Source organism: Intrasporangium zincisolvens (assembly GCF_034724055.1).
Taxonomy (GTDB): domain Bacteria; phylum Actinomycetota; class Actinomycetes; order Actinomycetales; family Dermatophilaceae; genus Monashia; species Monashia zincisolvens.
The window spans coordinates 372,000-391,393 of the sequence record NZ_JAWIIL010000001.1; the positions used below are offsets into that span (position 1 = coordinate 372,000).

The 19,394-nt window shown below is 72.4% G+C and carries 20 protein-coding genes; 11 read left to right on the forward strand and 9 right to left on the reverse strand.

What is annotated here, in order from left to right:
- Positions 1–37: 37 nt before the first annotated feature.
- Together RY076_RS01685 and RY076_RS01690 are read right to left on the reverse strand one after the other, a co-directional pair.
- Positions 38–586: a hypothetical protein gene (locus RY076_RS01685; RefSeq protein ID WP_323095668.1), complete on the reverse strand. Its 549-nt coding sequence runs from the start codon at positions 584–586 to the stop codon at positions 38–40.
- Positions 583–951: a hypothetical protein gene (locus RY076_RS01690; protein ID WP_323095669.1), complete on the reverse strand. Its 369-nt coding sequence runs from the start codon at positions 949–951 to the stop codon at positions 583–585. The genes RY076_RS01685 and RY076_RS01690 overlap by 4 nt, the downstream gene beginning before the upstream one ends.
- 76 nt (positions 952–1,027) lie before the next feature.
- Here RY076_RS01690 and RY076_RS01695 point away from each other — a divergent pair, with 76 nt between their 5' ends.
- Positions 1,028–1,852, forward strand: coding sequence for an SDR family oxidoreductase (locus tag RY076_RS01695; protein WP_323095670.1), 825 nt, complete (start codon positions 1,028–1,030; stop codon positions 1,850–1,852).
- A gap of 87 nt (positions 1,853–1,939) precedes the next feature.
- Positions 1,940–3,103, forward strand: coding sequence for an SGNH/GDSL hydrolase family protein (locus RY076_RS01700; protein ID WP_323095671.1), 1,164 nt, complete (start codon positions 1,940–1,942; stop codon positions 3,101–3,103).
- 92 nt (positions 3,104–3,195) lie between these two features.
- On the opposite strand, the gene RY076_RS01705 is transcribed toward RY076_RS01700, so the two are convergent.
- Together RY076_RS01705 and RY076_RS01710 are read right to left on the reverse strand one after the other, a co-directional pair.
- Positions 3,196–3,663, reverse strand: a complete 468-nt coding sequence (locus RY076_RS01705; protein ID WP_323095672.1) for a GNAT family N-acetyltransferase — start codon at positions 3,661–3,663, stop codon at positions 3,196–3,198.
- A 97-nt stretch (positions 3,664–3,760) separates the two neighbouring features.
- Positions 3,761–4,828: a DUF429 domain-containing protein gene (locus RY076_RS01710; RefSeq protein ID WP_323095673.1), complete on the reverse strand. Its 1,068-nt coding sequence runs from the start codon at positions 4,826–4,828 to the stop codon at positions 3,761–3,763.
- A 117-nt stretch (positions 4,829–4,945) separates the two neighbouring features.
- Here RY076_RS01710 and RY076_RS01715 point away from each other — a divergent pair, with 117 nt between their 5' ends.
- The 6 genes from RY076_RS01715 to RY076_RS01740 all read left to right on the forward strand — a co-directional run bounded on the left by RY076_RS01715 (position 4,946) and on the right by RY076_RS01740 (position 13,067).
- Positions 4,946–6,505: an LCP family protein gene (locus tag RY076_RS01715; RefSeq protein ID WP_323095674.1), complete on the forward strand. Its 1,560-nt coding sequence runs from the start codon at positions 4,946–4,948 to the stop codon at positions 6,503–6,505.
- Positions 6,506–6,649: 144 nt separating this feature from the next.
- Complete coding sequence (locus RY076_RS01720) at positions 6,650–8,203, forward strand: LCP family protein (protein ID WP_323095675.1); 1,554 nt, start codon at positions 6,650–6,652, stop codon at positions 8,201–8,203.
- A gap of 56 nt (positions 8,204–8,259) precedes the next feature.
- The gene (locus RY076_RS01725) at positions 8,260–9,669 is read left to right on the forward strand and encodes a magnesium chelatase (RefSeq protein ID WP_323095676.1); all 1,410 of its coding nucleotides are present in this window, start codon (positions 8,260–8,262) and stop codon (positions 9,667–9,669) included.
- 46 nt (positions 9,670–9,715) lie between these two features.
- Positions 9,716–10,135, forward strand: coding sequence for an SRPBCC family protein (locus tag RY076_RS01730; protein WP_323095677.1), 420 nt, complete (start codon positions 9,716–9,718; stop codon positions 10,133–10,135).
- A gap of 59 nt (positions 10,136–10,194) precedes the next feature.
- Positions 10,195–12,231, forward strand: coding sequence for a hypothetical protein (locus RY076_RS01735; RefSeq protein WP_323095678.1), 2,037 nt, complete (start codon positions 10,195–10,197; stop codon positions 12,229–12,231).
- Between the two features lie 47 nt (positions 12,232–12,278).
- Entirely contained in the window at positions 12,279–13,067 is a 789-nt protein-coding gene (locus RY076_RS01740) for a GNAT family N-acetyltransferase (protein WP_323095679.1), read from the forward strand.
- Between the two features lie 8 nt (positions 13,068–13,075).
- Here RY076_RS01740 and RY076_RS01745 read toward each other — a convergent pair whose 3' ends face one another.
- Positions 13,076–14,023: a phosphotransferase family protein gene (locus RY076_RS01745; protein ID WP_323095680.1), complete on the reverse strand. Its 948-nt coding sequence runs from the start codon at positions 14,021–14,023 to the stop codon at positions 13,076–13,078.
- A gap of 60 nt (positions 14,024–14,083) precedes the next feature.
- Positions 14,084–15,034: a thermonuclease family protein gene (locus tag RY076_RS01750; protein ID WP_323095681.1), complete on the reverse strand. Its 951-nt coding sequence runs from the start codon at positions 15,032–15,034 to the stop codon at positions 14,084–14,086.
- Positions 15,035–15,184: 150 nt separating this feature from the next.
- Here RY076_RS01750 and RY076_RS01755 point away from each other — a divergent pair, with 150 nt between their 5' ends.
- Together RY076_RS01755 and RY076_RS01760 are read left to right on the forward strand one after the other, a co-directional pair.
- On the forward strand, positions 15,185–15,538 hold the full coding sequence (locus tag RY076_RS01755; RefSeq protein WP_323095682.1) for an iron chaperone: 354 nt from the start codon (positions 15,185–15,187) through the stop codon (positions 15,536–15,538).
- Positions 15,539–15,634: 96 nt separating this feature from the next.
- Complete coding sequence (locus RY076_RS01760; protein ID WP_323095683.1) at positions 15,635–16,069, forward strand: hypothetical protein; 435 nt, start codon at positions 15,635–15,637, stop codon at positions 16,067–16,069.
- Here RY076_RS01760 and RY076_RS01765 read toward each other — a convergent pair.
- From RY076_RS01765 to RY076_RS01775, 3 genes are read right to left on the reverse strand one after another with little or no spacing between them, the layout of a single operon-like run.
- Positions 16,056–17,147: a DNA glycosylase AlkZ-like family protein gene (locus RY076_RS01765; RefSeq protein WP_323095685.1), complete on the reverse strand. Its 1,092-nt coding sequence runs from the start codon at positions 17,145–17,147 to the stop codon at positions 16,056–16,058. The two genes, RY076_RS01760 and RY076_RS01765, sit on opposite strands and share 14 nt — an antisense overlap.
- Before the next feature lie 13 nt (positions 17,148–17,160).
- Positions 17,161–17,703 (reverse strand): hypothetical protein, encoded by a 543-nt coding sequence (locus RY076_RS01770; RefSeq protein WP_323095686.1) that lies wholly within the window; start codon positions 17,701–17,703, stop codon positions 17,161–17,163.
- 9 nt (positions 17,704–17,712) lie between these two features.
- Positions 17,713–18,309, reverse strand: coding sequence for a hypothetical protein (locus RY076_RS01775; protein ID WP_323095687.1), 597 nt, complete (start codon positions 18,307–18,309; stop codon positions 17,713–17,715).
- 606 nt (positions 18,310–18,915) lie between these two features.
- Here RY076_RS01775 and RY076_RS01780 point away from each other — a divergent pair.
- Complete coding sequence (locus RY076_RS01780) at positions 18,916–19,377, forward strand: phage tail protein (RefSeq protein WP_323095688.1); 462 nt, start codon at positions 18,916–18,918, stop codon at positions 19,375–19,377.
- Positions 19,378–19,394 lie beyond the last annotated feature (17 nt).

Sequence of the window (19,394 nt, forward strand, 5' to 3'; positions counted from 1 at the left end):
CTGGCTCCGGCCCGGTCCGGATGACCGAGCCGAGCAGTTAGCGCGTGTACGACCGCCCACCGCGCTCGAACTCGCCGTTGGGGTCGCGGGTGATGGTGCCGGTGGGGGTGGTCGGCAGCCCGGAGCCGCTGGTGCCGACGAGCAGGGCGCGGATCGTCGTGGCCGGGTCGAAAGGCGGCAGGCCGCCGCCGCGGTGGAGCGAGCCCTCGATGAGCTCGAGCGGTAGGGGCCCGACCTCGCCGCGCTCGGAGGCGAGAGCCAGCTCGCCGGCCGTGGCGAGGCGGACCTGCGTGTACTGCGGCTCGGCCGCCTCGTCGCCGCTCACGGACCCGAGGTTGCCGTACCCGTCGAGGAGCGGCACGTGCCGCACCCACGGCCGGGTGAGGTCGCAGAGGGCCGGATAGGCGTACCGCGGTCCGACGCCGGTCGCCGTCTCGATGCGGGCCAGCACGTCGACCACCGGGGCGTGGGCGCCGGTGGATCCCGCGTCGGCACCCTCGACGGCGCGCAGGATCGCCAGCTCGAAGGCGGTGAGGCCGCTCGCCGACGGGCGCGGCGGTCCGGCCGGTCGCTCGCGCTCGCTCACGCGTCCTCCGCCGGCCGCTTCTCCACGGGCAGGTCCGTCGACGCGTCACCCGCGTCGAAGGGGACGTCGCGCGAAGGCGGCGGCTCGGCGACGAACACGTCGAGCGGGCCCCACGAGGTGTCGACGTGCGTCGGGCTGCTGCGCGCGAGCGCCGCGGCGTCGACGGGCACCCCGATCGCGCCGAGCGCCTCGGCGAGCAGCGGGAGGTCGGACGCGTCGACGACGACGTCGAGGTCGCCCGGCGAGCCGGTGTCGGTCGTGAGCCACCGGGCCGTGCTGCCGACGACGACGAACCGGGCGCCGTGCCGGGCCAGCAGGGCCGCGAGGGTCGCGGGTCGGCCGCGCAGGCCGGGCAGGTCGGTCACGGACCCACCCTAGGCAGCCGGGCCGGCGGCTGCCGGGGTTGCGTTCGAGCGCGCTCGAATGCCTAGCGTCGAGGACATGACGAAGACATGGTTCATCACCGGCACGTCACGCGGGTTCGGGCGCGAGTGGGCCCTCGCCGCCCTCGAGCGCGGTGACAGCGTCGCCGCCACCGCGCGCGACACCTCGACCCTCGACGACCTCGTCGCCGCCCACGGCGACCGCATCCTGCCCATCGCCCTCGACGTCACCGACCGCTACGCCGCGTTCGCCGCCGTCGCGCAGGCGCACGAGCGCTTCGGCCGCCTCGACGTCGTCGTCAACAACGCGGGCTACGGCCACTTCGGCTTCGTCGAGGAGCTGAGCGAGAAGGACGCCCGCGACCAGATGGAGACCAACCTCTTCGGCGCGCTGTGGGTGACCCAGGCCGCGCTTCCGTTCCTGCGCAAGCAGGGCTCGGGCCACATCATCCAGGTCAGCTCGATCGGCGGGATCTCAGCGTTCCCGCTCGTCGGCATGTACCACGCCTCGAAGTGGGCCCTCGAGGGCTTCAGCCAGTCGTTGGCCCAGGAGGTCGCCGGTTTCGGCATCCACGTGACGCTCGTCGAGCCGGGCGGGTTCGCGACCGACTGGGCCGGGGCCTCGGCCCGGCACTCCGACCCGCTGCCCGCCTACGACGCCTTCCGCGAGGAGACGAACAAGGCCCGCGCCGCGCGCAACACCTCCGGCCCCGGCGACCCGACGGCGTCGGCGAAGGCGATCCTGGAGGTCGTCGACGCGCAGGAGCCGCCGCTGCGGGTGTTCTTCGGCGCCGCCCCGCTCTCGATCGCCAAGGCCGACTACGCGTCGCGCCTCGAGACGTGGGAGAAGTGGGACCACGTGGCCCAGCTCGCCCAGGGCTGACCCGCCCGGAGCGCGACGCCGGGGCGTGACGTGGACGGCTCCGGCGTCGTTGAGCACGCGAGACCGTCACCGGACGAAGGAGTCCACGTGCACCGCTCCACCCGAACGCCGCTGCCTGCCCGCGTCGCCGCGGCGGCGATCGCCCTCGCCGCCGCCACCGGCCTGACCGCAGCCCCGGTGGCCACGTCGGCACCCACGTCGGCACCCACGTCGGCACCCACGAGCAGCACGACGAAGGGCGCCGCGACGACGCGGCCGCACGTCGTCCAGCTCGGCGACTCGTACTCGGCCGGCAACGGCACCGGCACGTACGAGGAGCGCACCTGCTACCGGTCGCCGGACAACTACGGCTCCCAGGTCGCAGCCGCATTGGGCGCCAGCTACACCGACGCGGCGTGCAGCGGAGGCGTCGTCGCCGACATCCTCGAGCCGCGCGACCTCGGTGACCCGACGACACAGGCCGCCACGTACACGATCGACCCGGCCGCCTACCCCGACCAGCAGGCCGAGTGGATGCGTCGCGCCCAGATCGCGCGCCTGTGCGGCGTCCCCGCCCAGCCCGACTTCGCCTACCGCTACACGTTCGTCGCGGGTGCGGGCGTCGGCAGCCTCTACACCGGCACCGTGCAGTGCCAGCTCTACGCGCGTCCGCAGATCGACGCCGTCACGACCGACACCGACTACGTGTTCGTCACCATCGGCGGCAACGACATCGGCTTCTCGACGATCGTCACCGACTGCCTCGTGGCCCGCGAGCCGACGCGGTGCAAGACCGACCTCGACGCCGCGCGTGCCAAGGCCCCGACCATGGTCGAGCGCACCAAGGACGCGCTCCGTCAGGTCGAGGCCCGCTCCGGCGGCCGTGCCGAGGTGTACCTGCTCAGCTACCCGTTCCTCATCAACCGCGAGAGCTACGGCATCCCCGAGGTCGCCCCCACCTACGACGCCGGTGCCGCCCTCAACGACCTGCAGCGGGTCGGCGACAGCCTCCAGGCGCAGGGGATCGCCGAGCTGAACGCCGAGCTGAAGGGTGGGCCGAGTGCCGCCCGGTACCACTTCGTCGACACCGTCAAGCAGGCCTGGGGCGGCCGCGTCCACGGCCTCGACCCGCGCCTGGTCGCCGACCAGTCGCAGGCGTGGCTCGTCCCCGTCGGCTCACCCGGTCGCGACGTCGCCGAGTTCGTCCACCCGACCCAGCCCGGCTGGGACGCCACGACCTCCGCCCTGCGCGCCGCCGTCACCACCGGCTGACGCCGGCCCACGGTCCGGCCCCCCGACGCGTCGATCCACCACCGGACGCGCCGGGTGGGTCGGACGTTGCGGTGGGCTCGGCGCCGGGTCGCTCAGAGCTCGCGGGTCATGAAGGTGCTGTGCGGGTCGAGGCGGTAACCACCGAACGGCCCGCACTCGGTGAAGCCGTGCGCGGCGTAGAGGGCGCGTGCCGGGGCGAAGAAGTCGGCCGAGCCGGTCTCGAGGCTGAGGCGCGCCAGCCCGAGCCGCCGCGCCTCGTCCATCACCGTCTCGAGCACCGCCCGGGCGACGCCCCGGCGCTGCGCCCGCGGGCTGGTGCGCATCGACTTCACCTCGCCGTGGCCGTCGTCGAGCAGCGCGAGCGCGCCGCAGCCCAGGACGGTGCCGTCCGCGTCCCTGGCCGCCCAGAAGGTGACGCCGGGAGCGCGCAGGCCCTCGAGGTCGAGCGCGTGCGAGCTCTCGGGCGGCGAGATGCTCCGCAGCTCGGCGACGTGCCCGTCGAGCAGCGCGACGACGGCCGGGTCGGTGAGGTCGTCGCGGGCGACGGTGAAGCCGGTCATGCCGGCATTCTGGCGTGCCTCCGACCCCCGCCCCGCTGTGCCTCCACCCTGCCCGCATCGAGTCGAGTGAGCACCCCGTCCCACCCGTCACACTGCCTCAGCGCCAGATGGCGGCCTCGATGCCGTCGGAGAAGACCTCGGGCGGGTCCGGCAGCGAGGTCGCGATCCCCGACGCGTACCGTGCGGCCGTCCAGGCCACGGCGCACGCGTCGATGACGTCGTCGGCCGCGTAGCCCGAGCCGGTGAGCACCGACGGCCGGGCGATGCCGGCAGCGGCCAGGGCGGCCAGGCGCAGGTCGCGGCCCTCGTCGGTCTTCTTGCCGGGCACGATCGGGGAACCGGCCATCGTCGCGAAGCACACCTCCGGGTGCACCTCGAGGACACGGACGGTGGGCCGGGTGCGCAGCCAGGCGTCGACGTCGAGGATCTTGTCGCGGAGAGCGAACGCCTGGGCGCCGACGCCCTGGCCGACGAGCCCGCGGTTGACGGTGTCGGCCTCCGCTCGGGTCGGCGCGGCGTAGGCGGCCCGGGTCAGCGTCGTGAAGACGGACGAGGCCTTGCCGCGGATCGCCTGTCGCGCCAGGGCATCCGCCTGCCGAAGGCTCGAGTCGGGCAGCCCGATCGGGATGTCGATGCCGACGACGGCCAGCCCGAGCGACTCGCGCACCAGCTCGACGAGGCCGGCGATCGTCGGCGCCACGACGACCCTCGGACGCGGCGCACCCGGCTCGAGGACGGCGCCCACCCAGCCGGCGCGGCACGCGTCGACGCCGAGCACCGGCACGGTCACCTCGACGGGCGGCGGCACCACCGGTCCGCCGAGCGCCGGTGCCTTGGCGCTCGACCCGCGCGACGTCTCGACCGGGTACCGCTCGGCGTTGCGCTGCGCCTTGGACGTGAGAGCGGCGTCGAGGTCGAGGTCGAGCACGTCGACGAGCCGAAGCAGGTAGGTCATGACGTCGGCCACCTCGTCGGCGACCTCGCCTGCGCGCTCGCCCGCCATGACGGCGCGCGACTCCTCCGGCGTCATCCACTGGAACACCTCGAGCAGCTCGGCCACCTCGACCGACAGCGCCATGGCGAGGTTCTTCGGGTCGTGGAACCGGCCCCACTCGCGCTCGTCGGCGAAGGCCCGGATGCGGTCGCGCCACGCGTCGGTGTCCATGGCACCACCCAACCATCCCGACCCCGGCCACCCGCCGCGTCGGTGCCGAGTCCGGGAGCAGCCTGAGTGCAGAATGGCCGGGGTCGTCCGCACGGGGTGGGCGGAGGAGGAGTCGCCATGCCTGTCGAGCCCGACGCCGCCGGATCGCGGACCCGCGGGGAGCAGCGGCTGGACCGGCGCTCCGGCTTCCGCCGCGCGGTCGGCCTGACGCTGCTCGGCACCGTCGTGCCGGGGGCCGGCCTGACACAGACGCGCAGCCGGGTCCTGGGCTGGGTGCTGCTCGGCCTGACGCTGTTCCTCGCCGCCGTCGCCGCCTTCACGGTGCTGTCCATGGGCCCGACGCGCGCCGCGCTCGGGCTCGTCGCCCGCCCCGGGCTCCTGCTCGCGCTCGCGGTGGCCGTCGCGGTCCTCGGGACGGTGTGGTGCGGCTCCGTCGTCCTGACGGCCGTGCGCGCCCGACCGGCGTCGCTCGACCGTGGCCGGACGCGCGCGCTCGCGGCGGTCGCGACGGTGCTCGCCCTCGTCGTGGCGGGCGGGTCGGTCACGACCGCCCAATACGTCCTCATCACGCGCGACACGGTCACCGACGTGTTCGCCGCGCCCGTGACGCGTCCGCCCGGTGCCGGCGTCACCGTCGACGACGGCGACGACCCGTGGGCCACCCAGAAGCGCGTCAACGTCCTGCTCCTCGGCTCCGACGCCGCGTCGAACCGGGACGGCACCCGCACCGACTCGATGATCGTCGCGAGCATCGACACCGCGTCCGGTCGCACCACCCTCATCTCGATGCCGCGCAACCTGCTCAACACACCCCTCGGGGCGAACAGCCCTCTGCTGCAGCGTTACCCGTCCGGGCACTTCGGCCAGCCGGACCGCGACTGCGCCCAGAACCGTCCGGGCGAGCACGGGCAGTGCATGCTGACCAACCTCTGGATGGAGGCCACCGCCTGGGCCGCCGGCCACCCGGACGCCTACCCCGCCGGCGAGGTGCCGGGCCGCCTCGAGCTGCGCGGCGCCGTCGAGCAGGTCACCGGCCTCGACATCGACCAGGTCGTCGTCATCGACCTGCGCGGCTTCAAGCAGCTCATCGACGCCATGGGTGGGGTCGTCGTGAACGTCAAGAACGCGGCGACCGGCGACCCGCTGCCCATCGGCGGCCACGTCGTCGCGGGCCGCATCGTCGACGTCAGGGACCACTTCGAGCCCGGCCGCCAGCGCCTCGACGGGTTCAAGGCGCTCTGGTACGCCCGCAGCCGGGCCGCCGACAGCGACACGTACCGCCAGGCCCGGCAGCGGTGTGTCGTCAAGGCGATCGTCGAGCAGGTCGACCCCGCCCAGATGCTCGGCCAGTACCCGCAGCTGGCCCGGATCGCCAAGGACAACATCTACACCGACATCGCCGCGCAGGACCTCCCCGCCTTCGTCGAGCTCGTCGGCCGGATCCAGGGCTCGACGATCAACAGCGTCACCCTGACCCGCCCCGACGGCGTGGTCCCCGAGGATCCCGACTACGACCACGTCCGCGTGCTGGTGCAGGAGGGCATCGCGCCGCCGAAGCCGGCTCCGACGCCGACCCCCACCTCGACTGACGCGTCGACCCCCACAGGAACCTCGAAGCCCGCGAAGACGCCGCCAGCGACGCCGAGCCCGACGACGACGCCGTACTCCCAGTGCTGACGGCCGCTCCCCGTCGCTGACGTCCGCCGACTGGCGATCGCTGGACACCTCCTCCGGGCTTCCTGTGGACCACCTGAACTGCTGTTTCCCGGGGAACTTCCCGTCGACAATGGAGGTCACCCGCCCGCTTCAGGGAGGAAGAGCATGGCCGTCGACCGTGACGGGACGCCCACCTCCGGCGTCGCGTCCGACTCGGCGCCCGCCGACGTGTCCGCCCGCCCCCGCAGGCCCGGGCTCGCACGGGCTCTCGGCCTGACCCTCCTCGGCGCGGCACTGCCCGGCGCCGGCCTGACTCGCACGCGGCGCAAGGCGATCGGCTGGGGGGTGCTCGCCGTGGCGCTCGCGACCGGTGGTGCGCTGGCCTGGGCCGTGCTCGACCTCGGCCTCACGAGAGCGGTGCTCGACGTCGTGTCCCGTCCGTCCCTGCTGCTCGTGGCCGTCGTCGTGCTGTCGGTGGGCGGGGTCGTGTGGTGCGCGACGATCGTGCTCACCGCCCTGGAGGCCCGTCCGCGGCACCTCGATGCCCCGCGAACCCGCGCACTCGCCCTCACGGCGACCGTCCTGGTCGTGATCGTGGCGGGTGGTTCGTTCAAGGGCGCCGAGTACGCGCTCATCACGCGCGACACGGTGAACGAGGTCTTCGCCCCTTCGACCCCAGTCGTCCCACCGACCGACGCGGGTGCACCGCCGCCAACGGTCGAGCAGGACCCGTGGGCCTCGAAGCAGCGCCTCAACGTCCTGCTCATCGGGTCCGACGCCGCGTCCGATCGGGTGGGCACCCGGACCGACTCCATGATCCTGGCGAGCATCGACACCCGGAGTGGGCGAACCACCCTGATCTCGCTGCCCCGAAACCTGCGCAACGCACCACTGGCGCCGGAAAGTCCTCTGCGGCAGCGGTACCCATCTGGTCGCTTCGGCTACCCGGATCGCCTGTGCGCGCAGAACGGCCCGGGCGACAGCGGACAGTGCATGCTGACGAACCTCTACCAAGAGGCCCAGCAGTACGCGGCCGCGCACCCCGGCGCCTATCCCGCGGGGCAGCTGCCGGGCCGCGTCGAGATCCGTGGGACGGTCGAGCAGATCACCGGGCTGCACGTCGACAACCTCGTCGTCATCGACCTGCGCGGCTTCGAGCAGCTCGTCGACGCCATGGGAGGCATCGAGGTCAACGTCAAGAACGCCGGTACCGGTGGCCTGCTCCCGATCGGTGGTGAGGTCGTGGGTGGGCGCATCGTCGGCATCAAGGGCTACCTCACGCCGGGACGACAGCGCCTCGACGGCTTCCACGCCCTCTGGTACGCGCGCAGCCGGGCGGCCGACAGCGACAACTACCGGCAGGCGCGGCAGCGCTGCGTCGTCCGCGCCATCGTCGACCAGGTCGACCCGGCCCGGATGCTAGCCCGGTATCCCGAACTGGCGCGGATCGCGAGGAACAACATCTACACCGACATCCCGGTGCAGAGCCTGCCCGACTTCGTCGACCTCGCCGTGCGCATCCAGGGGTCGACCGTGAACAGCGTCTCCCTGACGGCCGACGCGGGGGTCCTCGACGGGAATCCCGACTACGCCCTGGTGCGGCGGCTCGTGAAGCAGGGCATCGCGCCCCCGACGCCGAAACCTGCGCCGGGCACGGCCGCCGGGTCTACAGGCAGCGGGAATCCCCCGAGCCCGGAGGCGGTGTACGCCCAGTGCTGACCCCCGCCCGCGGATGCCCCGTCGACACCTCGGCGGGGCGGACGTAGCGTGCAGTGGTGAGCGACTTCGCCAGCGACACCAGCAGCTCCCGCCCCACGACCCTGGGCGCCCTGCGCGCGTCGGGGCACGTCCATCGCAGCGTCAAGGCCGAGATCCGCGACAACCTCCTCGCCCGCCTCCGAGCGGGCGAGGACGCGTTCCCGGGCATGGTCGGCCTCGAGGACACCGTGCTGCCCGAGCTCGAGAGCGCCCTGCTCGCCGGCCACGACCTGGTCCTGCTCGGTGAGCGCGGCCAGGGCAAGACGCGCCTGATGCGCACCCTCGCCGGCCTGCTCGACGAATGGAGCCCCGCGGTCGAGGGCTGCGAGATCGGCGACGACCCGGACCGGCCCTCGTGCGTGCGCTGCCGGCGCCTCGCCACCGAGCTCGGCGACGACCTGCCGGTCGTGTGGCGCCACCGCAGCGAGCGCTACACCGAGAAGCTCGCGACCCCCGACACGAGCGTCGGGGACCTCGTCGGCGACGTCGACCCGGTCAAGGTCGCGCAGGGGCGCACGCTCGGTGACCCCGAGACCGTCCACTACGGGCTCGTGCCGCGCAGCAACCGCGGCGTCTTCGGCCTCAACGAGCTGCCTGACCTCGCCGAGCGCATCCAGGTCGCCCTCTTCAACGTGCTCGAGGAGCGCGACATCCAGATCCGCGGCTACTCGCTGCGGCTGCCGCTCGACCTCCTCCTCGTCGCGACGGCCAACCCCGAGGACTACACCAACCGCGGCCGCATCATCACCCCGCTCAAGGACCGCTTCGGCGCGGAGATCCGCACGCACTACCCGGTCGAGGTCGACGACGAGGTGACGCTCGTCGCGCAGGAGGCCGCGCTGGTGGCCGACGTGCCCGAGCACCTGCTCGAGGTCGTCGCCAGGTTCACCCGCGGTCTGCGCGAGTCGGCGTCGGTCGACCAGCGCTCTGGGGTGTCGGCCCGCTTCGCCATCGCGGCCGCGGAGGGCATCGCGGGCTCGGCGCTGCGCCGCTCGGCCCGGGTCGGCGAGGCGTCCGCCGTGGCGCGGATCTGTGACGTGCCGACCGTCGTGCCGACGCTCCTCGGCAAGGTCGAGTTCGAGATGGGCGAGGAGGGGCGCGAGCGCGACGTGCTCGCCCACCTGCTCCGCGTCGCGACGGCCGAGACGTACCGGGCGCGCCTCGCGGGACTCGACCTCACCGGCTTCACCAACCTCTTCGCCGACGGCGCGGTCGTCGAGACCGGCGACCTCATCCCGGGGGCCGAGCTGCTCGCGCAGGTCGGCACCGTGCCGGGCCTGTCCAAGGTGCTGGACCGGCTCGGCCACGGCGACGACGCCTCGCCCGGGCAGGTCGCTGCCGCAGTGGAGTTCGTGCTCGAGGGTCTGCACCTGACGCGCCGCATCGACAAGGACACGGTCGCCGGCCGCACCGTCTACGGGGCGTGAGCGACGCGCCGTTTTCGCGGGGCGGGCCTCGGGGTAAGAACCACGCATGGGCGACTACACCGCAACCACGACCGTGACCCACGACGTCACCGACGCCTTCGACTACATCTCCGACCCCGAGCACCTGCCCGAGTACTTCCCGCGCATGACGGAGGCGCACGAGGTGGCGGCCGGCACGGTGCGCACGACGGCGATCGTCGACGCCGACCAGGACGGCTCGGACGAGAAGGTCGTCTCCGACGCCTGGTTCAAGGCCGACGACGCCGACCACTCGATCAGCTGGGGCTCGCCCGGTGGCAGCGGCTACCACGGCACGCTGCGCCTCCACGACGACGGCGGCTCCGGCACGCGCATCGAGCTGAGCCTGACCACCCCGCACGACTTCGACGGCCTGCAGCAGGGCCTCGACGAGTCGCTCGCGGCCATCGCGAGCCGCCTCGACGCCATCGCGGCCGCGAAGGGCTGAGGCGCCCGGCCCCCGCCAGGGCTGGACGGGACGGCGGGTCGCGGACGTAGCGTGGGGTGGTGAGCCCTGACCAGCCCCGCGACCCGCACAGCGGTTCTAGCGGTTCCGGCGGCCCCGGCGGCCACGGACGCTTCCGCTACGGGCCGTGGACGGGTGGCCCCGACCCGCTCGCGCCCCCGTTCGACGTCCGCTCCGCGCTCGACGAGGTGGGGCGCGACGTCCTCGCGGGCGGCAGCCTGCGGGAGTCCCTCCGCGAGCTGCTCCGACGCGGCCTGGACGGCCGCCGCGGCCTCGACGACCTCGCCGAGCGCGTCCGTCGTCTGCGCGACGCCGCCCGGCGGCGCGGCGACCTCGGCGGCACCCTCGACCAGGTGCGGGCCATGCTCGACCAGGCGCTGGCCCAGGAGCGCGATGCCCTCGCGGGCGAGGAGGGCGACGCCGCCCGTCTCGCCGAGATGGACCTCGCGACGATCCCCGACGACGTGGCCGGTGCCGTCCGGGCGCTCGCCGACCACGAGTGGCACTCCGACGAGGCCCGCGCCACGTACGAGCAGATCCAGCAGCTGCTCCAGCGCGAGGTCGTCGGCGCGCAGTTCGAGGGGCTGCGCCAGGCCCTGTCGGGGGACAGCCCGGAGTCCCGGCAGGCGATGCAGGCCGTCAAGGACATGCTCGCCGACCTCAACGAGCTGCTCGCCGCTCACGCCCGGGGCGAGGACACCGACGACCGGTTCCGCGACTTCATGGACAAGCACGGCGAGATGTTCCCCGAGAACCCTGCGAACGTCGACGAGCTCATCGACGCCCTGGCCCGGCGCCAGGCCGCGGCCGAGCGCCTCCTCGCCTCGCTCAGCCCCGAGCAGCGCGAGCAGCTGGCCCAGCTCATGGCCGACGCGCTCGGCGACCCCGACCTCGCCTCGCAGATGGCCCAGCTCTCCGACAACCTCCGCGCGCTGCGTCCGGGCCTCGACCGCTCGACGCCGGTGCGCCCCGGGCAGGGGCCCGAGTCGCTCGGCTGGGGTCAGGCCGTCGACGCCGTGGCGGAACTCGCCGACCTCGAGCAGCTCGGCGAGCAGCTCGGCCAGTCGTACTACGGCGCGAGCCTCGACGACGTCGACGTCGAGCGCCTCGAGCAGTACCTCGGCGCCGACGCCGCCCGCGACATGGACCAGCTGCGCCGGCTCGAGCGTGAGCTCGAGCGCCAGGGCTACGTCTCGCGGGGCGACGACGGCCTGAGCCTGACACCCCGCGCGGTCCGGCGCCTCGGAGAGACCGCGCTGCGCCGCGTCTTCGAGCACGTCGACGCCACCGGGCGCGGCGACCACGACGACCGTAGCGCCGGTCAGGCCGACGAGCTGACCGGGCTGTCACGGCAGTGGGAGTTCGGCGACGAGCTGCCGATCGACACCGTGCGCACCGTCTCGAACGCCTTGCGCCGCAGCGCTGCCCGGGGACCGCACTCCCGGAGCGGAGGCGTGGACCTGCTCGTCGAGGACTTCGAGGTGGCCGAAACCGAGCGTCGGGCCCGTGCGGCTGTCGCCCTCTGCGTCGACATGTCGTTCTCGATGGTCCAGGAGGGGCGGTGGGGGCCGATGAAGCAGACGGCGCTGGCCCTCTCGCACCTCGTGACGACCCGCTTCCGCCACGACGCGCTCGAGATCATTGGCTTCGACCTCGCCGCCCGGCGCCTGTCGCCCGTCGAGCTGACCGAGGCCGAGCCCGACTGGGTGCAGGGCACCAACCTCCAGCACGCCCTCATGCTGGCCTCGCGGCACCTGCGGCGGCACCCCGACGCCGAGCCGGTCGTCCTCGTCGTCACCGACGGCGAGCCCACGGCGCACATCGACACCGACGGGCGGCCGTCGTTCCACTGGCCGGCCCTGCCCGAGACGGTCCGCGCCACCGTCGCCCAGGTCGACGAGCTGCGTCGGTCCGGGGCGACGCTCAACGTCTTCATGCTCGGCGAGGACCCCGGCCTCGCGCGGTTCGTCGACGCCGTCGCGCGCCGGGCCGGCGGACGCGTCTTCACTCCCGACGTGTCGCGGCTCGGGGAGTACGTCGTGGCCGACTACCTCCGGGCCCGCCGCGGCCGCCGCTGACCGTCAATTCGATGGCCCTTCCGAGGGTGCGGTGCCATCCTCGCCGCATGACGACCTCCCGCGTGCGCAGCCTGCCGGGCCGCGCCGACCCGCGCCTGGCCAGGGTCGAGGCGTACTACGACCGCGTGCCGCGAGCGGTGACCACCGCCGAGGAGGTCGGCCCGTTCACGCTCTTCGTCGCCGAGGAGGGAACCGGGTGGCAGTACTACGCCCGGCCGCGCCTCGGCGGTCGTGCGGCGTTCACGGCCCAGGACGTCGAGCGGGTCCTCGCGCGGCAGGCGGCCCTCGACGTGCCCCGCGCCATCGAGTGGGTCGACGACGTCACGCCGACGCTACTGCCCGCGGTCCGCGCGGCCGGGTACGAGCCGCGTCGGTACCCGCTGCTCGTGCTGCCCGCCGAGGTGGTCGTAGAGCCCGACTCGCGCGCCCGCGCCCTGCGCCCGGCCGAGCCGCACCTGGCCCTCGCCGTGGGCACCGTGTCGGCGGGCTTCGGCGAGCGCGACGTCGTCGAGCCGAAGGACACCGGCAAGCGGCCCGAGCTGATCCAGCGCGGCGACCTCGTCGTCGTCGCCTCGTTCGAGGACGGGCGCCTCTGCGGCGCCGGGTCGGCCGCGCCCCGGGACGACGTCGCCGAGCTGATGGGCATCGCCGTCCCGCCGAAGCACCGCGGCCGCGGCCACGGCAGCGCCGTCACCCGGACGCTCGTCGTGGCGTGCCGCGAGCAGGGCGTCGACCTCGTCTTCCTGACGGCCGGGTCCGACGCCGCGGCCGAGATCTACCGACGCGTCGGCTTCGTCGACGTCGGTACCGCCTGCATCCTCGACCTCGACGACTGACTCGCCCGTCAGCCGGCGTCGGCGAGGGCCCGCTCGAGGTAGGGACGCAGCGAGTCGGCCCAGCGCGCGCTCGTCGCGGTGAGGGTCGGCAGGCTCGGGTGCGACGGTTCGGTGGCCCGGGAGGCGAAGGCCATCGCGGCCGCGGCGGCCACGGCGAGCAGGTCGGCGGGGTCGCGGTCGCGCAGGACGGGGTCGAGCGTCGCCAGCTCGCCGGTCGACACCTCGCTGCCGCTCATCGAGCAGTCGAGGGCGAGCATCGCGTGGTCCATCCAGGCGCCACCCCGACGCAGCTGGCCCCAGTCGACGAGCACTGTGCGGTCGGGCGTGACGACGACGTTGTCGGCACGGATGTCCCAGTGCAACAAGGCCGTTCCGTCGATGAGCTCGACGGCCCGGGCGGCGTGCCGGGCCAGCGCGTCGTGGTGCTCGCCCCACCACGGGTCGACGAGGTCGAGGCGCGTCTCCAGCTCGCGCCACCTCGTCGAGAAGATCGGCGACGACTCCCGTGCCGGGTGCACGCCGTCGAGTCGCACCGTGTCGAGGACCGGGCGCAGCTCGACGAGGGCGGCGGTCACCCGGGCCAGGTCTGCGCGGCGCCAGGGGGCCGGAGGTGACGAGCCGCGGAGGTCCTCGATGAGCAGCGTCACCCAGTCGCCGTCGTCGCGGACCTCGAGCAGAAGCGGCAGCGACGGGTGTGCGGGAAGCGCCGCGAGGGCGCGGGCCTCGGCGCGCAGCAGGTCGGGGGTGACCGGGTTGAGCTCGGTACCGCAGGCCTTGACGAACGCGGCCGCGCCCGACGCGGTGCGCACCCGGACGGCCGGCCCCGGCGACATGCCGCCGACACAGTCCACCACCGACTCGACCTCACCGCCGAGGCGCTCGGTCACCCAACGCCTGACGTGCTCCGGCGCCTGGGCGTAGCCGATCCGGACCCCGACTGCGTGACCTCCACCCATCCGGCGAGGATGCCGCCGACGGCGCGCCCCGGCAAACCCAATTCTCCCGGTGGGGCTGGGTCAGACCTTGGCGGGGCGGAAGCCGGCGGCGACGGCGTCGTCCATCGTCGCGAAGCACTGCTCGGGATCGGTGACGCCGTAGTACCGGTCGCCCGGCTCGTGGGCGATCATCGAGTTCTCGTTGCCCTTGACCGGTCGGCTCTGGGGGCACGGGTGCTCGTCGCCGGGCAGCGGCCAGGACCCCGTGGACCCGCCCGACCCGCCCGAGCCGCCGACGATCCCGACGGATCCATCCGGCGGGGTGCACGCTGCCTTGGGGCTCGCGGCGTCGGCGCGCACGTAGGCGCCCTCGCGCGCGTGCTGCCCGTAGCCGTCGCGCGAGTCGTACCGCGCGATGGCGAAGCCCTGCTTGACCAGCCTCAGCCCCGCGTCGACGCCGTTGACGTCGACGTAGCGCAGCAGCCGTCCGTAGCGGTCGATGTCGTCGCGGGCGCCGGCCGTCAGCGTGACGCGCTGGCCGCCGATGATCCCGCGCAGCGCGTTGCGGGCCTCGGAGAACCCGCACTGGCCGGTCTCGGGGGTGTCGATGCCGATGAACCGGACCTTGGCCCGCCGGCCGTCGCGCTCGACCCAGATGGTGTCGCCGTCGACGACCTTCGTGACCGCCCACGTGGCGGCGGCCGCCTTCGCCTGATCCGCCTTCGCCTGGTCCGCTGCTGCCTGGTCCGCCGCAGCCTTGTCGGCAGCAGCCCGGTCCGCCGCGGCCTTGTCGGCGGCGGCCTTCGCGTCGGCGGCCCTCCGGGCAGCGTCGGTCGTCGGCGCCACGGTGGTCGGGGCGTCCGGAGTTGGCGCGTCACCCGGAGGCGTCCCCCCGGGCGTGTACGTGACCGTGACGCCGGCACCGCTGCCGGCGAGGGTGAGGTCACCGGGCGAGCGGTTGGCCACACCGGTGACGCCGGCGAAGAGGGCGAGCCCGACGAGGACGACGAGTCCGTTGATGCGTCGACGCATGAGCCTGGTCCCCCCTGCCGTGCCGGCTGCCCCAGTGGCTGCGACGCGTTCACGGTAGGCGCGGGTTGGCCGGGTGTCCGGCGAACGGGCCATTCCGCACCGTCGGTCGGCGAGGATGGCTGGTGACGGCTGACGACCCGAGGGGGCGCGATGGTGCAGGCAGCGACGGTCGACGAGTACGTGGCGGCCTTCCCGGACGGGCCGCGACAGGTGCTCGAGCAGGTGTGCGCGACGCTGCGCGCGGCGCTGCCCGGCGCCGAGGAGAAGATCCGCTACGGCATGCCGGCGCTGATGTTCGCCGACCGGTACGGCCTCCACTTCGCGGGCTGGAAGAAGCACGTGGGGCTCTACCCGGTCGGCGTGCTCGACCCCGAGCTCGAGACGCAGATAGCGCCGTACCGGGCGAGCAAGGACACGGTGCAGTTCTTCTACGACAAGCCCGTGCCGTACGAGCTCATCGGTCGCGTCGCCGCGGCGCTCGCGGCGAGGCACAAGCCGACCTGACCCGACGCGTCGATCACACGGGTTCGGGACGGGGCCGCTGACACCTGACGCGCCGCAACCTCCCGAAATCCGAGCAGGCGTGCCTAGGATCGAGTCATGCCCACGGTTCCCAGAGCGCTGCGCGGGAAGTGGTCGATCGCCTCGCGCGACTCGTTCCTGTCCATCGGCTCCACCGGGTCGATCCTGTCGATCGGCAGCGTCGGGTCGATCCTGTCCGTCGGGAGCCTCGGCTCGTTCGCGTCGCTGCTGTCGGTGGGGTCCTCGATGAGCGCCTTCTCGTTCCTGTCGAACATGTCGAGCGCGTCGGCGCTGTCGCACCAGAGCGACCAGTCGGTGCTGTCCTCGCAGTCGAAGCGGGCCGTGCGTGGCTACCGCGCGAACGGCGCCAAGCGGGCCGCCGACCGGCGGGCCGAGCGCAACGGTGACGCCGCCGACGGGCTCGTCAGCACCGACGCGCCGCCGCCGGCCGCGTCGAACGGGCACGGTCGCCCGCAGCGACTCGACCCGGTGGAGGGCATCAGCCGCGGCTGACCTCGAGGCCGAGCCAGGTGGCGAGGTCGGCGATCTCGCGGTCGACGTCCGTGGTCATCCGCGCGGTGAACGGGGCGTCCTCGTGCACGGCGTTGACGACGAGCGCGCCCGCCTTGCGGTCGGCCTGGGCGTCGAGCTTCCCGACGAGGCGGTCGTCGTGGAGGATCGGCAGCGCGAAGTAGCCCCAGCGTCGCTGCTCCTTCGGCTTGTACATCTCGAGGTAGTACTCGAATCCCCAGAGCTGCTCGGCGCGGGTGCGGTTGTGGACGAGCTGGTCGAAGGGCGACAGCAGCGCGGTGCGGCCGGTGAAGGAGGCGCCCACGGCGTCGAGGTGCGGCTCGTGGACGCGCCACGTGCCCGGCGTACCGGCGACCGTGACCTCGAGACCGGCCTCGCCGACGTAGGGCTGCTCGCCGGGCGTCTCGGGGCCGCTCGCGCGCGCGATGCCGAGGGCGGCGAGGCGGCGCTCGTTGCGGAACCGGGTGGCGTCGTCGTGGCTGAGCGTCTCGAGCGGCGCCCCGTAGACCCGCTCGGGCAGGTCGAAGTAGCGCTGGCGGCCCTTGCGGCCGGCGATGGCGATGTGTCCCCGGCGGGCCATCGACTCGAGCATCTTGGTGACGTTGCGGTTGTTGGTCCAGCCGCTCGAGGGCCAGGGCACCGCGCTGGTGTCGGGGATGTCGCGCGACAGGAGCGGGCCGTCGGCGTCGAGGCGGTCGAGGATGTCCTGGCGGAACTGCTGGTTGGCCTCGAGCCACTCGGTCATCGCCGGGTGGAACTCGCGCCCGACCCATTCCGAGACGACGGCGGCGACGTCGCCCGGCGGCCGGACGTAGGCGACGGTCTCGTGGAGGCGGCGGTCGTCGAGCGCCGCCGTGAGATCCGCGGGCCGGTAGGCCGAGCCGAGCCGCGCCCACAGCACGAGGTCGGCGCTCGGGGCGACCGCCGCGGTGGGGTCGATCTGCAGCATCGTCAGCCGGTCGACGACGTCGAGCAGGTCGGTGGGGCGAGGGGCATCGAGCAGCTGCGCGTGCACCGCGACGCGTCGTGCCTGGTCGATCGACAGCTCCGTCAGCGCCATTTGCTCCGCCCCTTTAAGACGCCGCCCCTCCAGCCAGTGAATCAGGATCCATCTCTATCTGGATGATGTCGTCATCGTCACCAGCTGAGACTGGTTCCAGCATTTCAAGAGTGAAAGGAGGATAGCCTAGTCGCCCGGTGATATTTTGCACCGTCTCGCGGGCATAGGGATGAATTGCCATCAAACCAACGATGATGGAGAAAGCCATTAGGTGCTCGCGATCAAAGCGCTCCCCGCTTCCCGACTCGAACGGGTAGTCTGCAATCATCTCTATGTTCAACGACCAAGCTGCTTCAGCACTAGACGAGTCCGGATGCCCTTCGTCTGATGTGGGGAATGCCTCTACTTGATACATTGCCCAGGCTTGGACGCCGTCGCCGTTCTCGGATGCCTCACCTTTGACGTTGATTCCTTGTTTGACCGTGAAAGGGCCGGCCAGGTGGGGGTTTGCACCTTTTGCAGAAATCGAGTGTAGCGAGACATCTCTTAGGGTTACAGCCTGCAGGACGCGTGCTGCGCGCTCCCGCAGCTCGCCAACCGAAACGCTCGTGGTCACGTAAAGTTCCTAAGGCTGCAGAACACTGATCTCAACAGCCGATCGCCTGTAACTGCTTTCGGCCGTCTCATTGCCAGCAGTTAGCGACCACTTGTCGGAAGATCTATCGGCGCGATCAACTGCGTGCGTCCAATTGGCAGTAACTCTGTCGCGCCTGTCGGCGAGGTATGCGTCAACAAAAGTTGCATCGTCCGGCAGAAGGCCGGACTCTTCGGCAAATTCAAGCTCGCGACAAGCCCATAAGACCACTTCGGGCCACGTCCAAACCCGCTTACTTCCTAGGTAGGCGTATGGTGCGGGGAAAGAGGCCCTGCGGGAACCGGTGACAAACTGATGGATGTTCTGTCTCTTTCGGCCGAGGCGCTGGGCGATCTCGGGGATATCGACAAGGTCACGGTCCACTCGCCGCACTGAGAAGCCGAGGGTCTCCAGTTCATTTACTGCAGCGAGCGCTGCCCTTCGCGCGTTGGGACCCTCTTGGTACACGGTGATCAGCCACTCGCCGTCTCGCTTCGACAAAATGCCGTCAAAGTGGTCGTGGAACGCCTGCCCCGCCGTGTCCACGTCCAGCCAGGTGGTGGCGACAAACTTGATGGCGAACTCCATGGCCCAGCCCCTTCGACAGGTGACGCTCGTTGACAGGTGTCAACGTAGCCCATCCTGACATGGCTGTCCCGAGATTGCCAACGGAGATCAGTTCCGACTCCGACTGCGCGGGTCGCCGTCCTTTCGCGGACACTGACGTGCCTCGCGCAAGATGTCCCTTGCATGCCGGGCAGGCACTCGGGGGGTCCCGTTGACCTGGACGCAGCAGCAACCCTCGGAACAGACGAGCAGGCCCCAGTGGCCGCCCTTGACCAGCACGAACCTATTGCCCTTGCCTAGCTTGAGCACCTGGCGCAGGACCTTGCGGATGTCCTTGTCCTTGTGATCACCGGGGCCGAGCTGTGGACGATCCTCGAGACCCACAACCCCCCGCTTCGTTGACCTGTTGGAGACACCTAGACGCTGACCAGCCCACTCTAGCCGCGCGGAACCACAACACATTGCAGCCGGGCTTCCGGCGGAAGGGCCAAAGGAGCCAGTCCCGCGTGTCCTGGCGGCTCGGAACGCTAGTGGCGGGCCAGGCAAAGTGGCTGTGACGCTGGACCGAGCGCCGACGCCGCGCGGGACTAGCCTCGTGACGTCCAGGCGTCGCATCCGGAGGTGGTCATGTCCTACGTCGTCGACTTCACCGAGGTCTCCACGGTCGGCCTCGAGTCCTCGCCGCACGCGGAGGCGCTCGCCGGCCTGCGGGCCAACGAGGCCCGCTACTACAGGAACAAGTTCGACCACACATTCACCACCGAGCCTGCCGCCGAGGCCAAGGACACTGTCGACTTCGTGAGCCGCGTCCTGGAGCAGGAGCGCGACATCGTCATCGCCTCACCGCCGCTCGAGGCCACGGCGTTCGAGGTCGACGGCATCCGGATGGCGTACGTCTTCTACGAGTCCGGCCTGTCGATCAACGTCATGTACACCGTCGCCGACGGCGGCAAGCGCGCCGTCGGGTTCAAGCTCTGCGACGGGATGGACGCGCCTGAGGAGCTGTCGGCGTTCAAGTTCGCGCGCCAGAAGTCCAAGCTCGCCGGCACGATCCGCGGCTCGTTCTTCGTCATCAAGGGCGAGTACTGACGCGCAGCGCTGGAGTC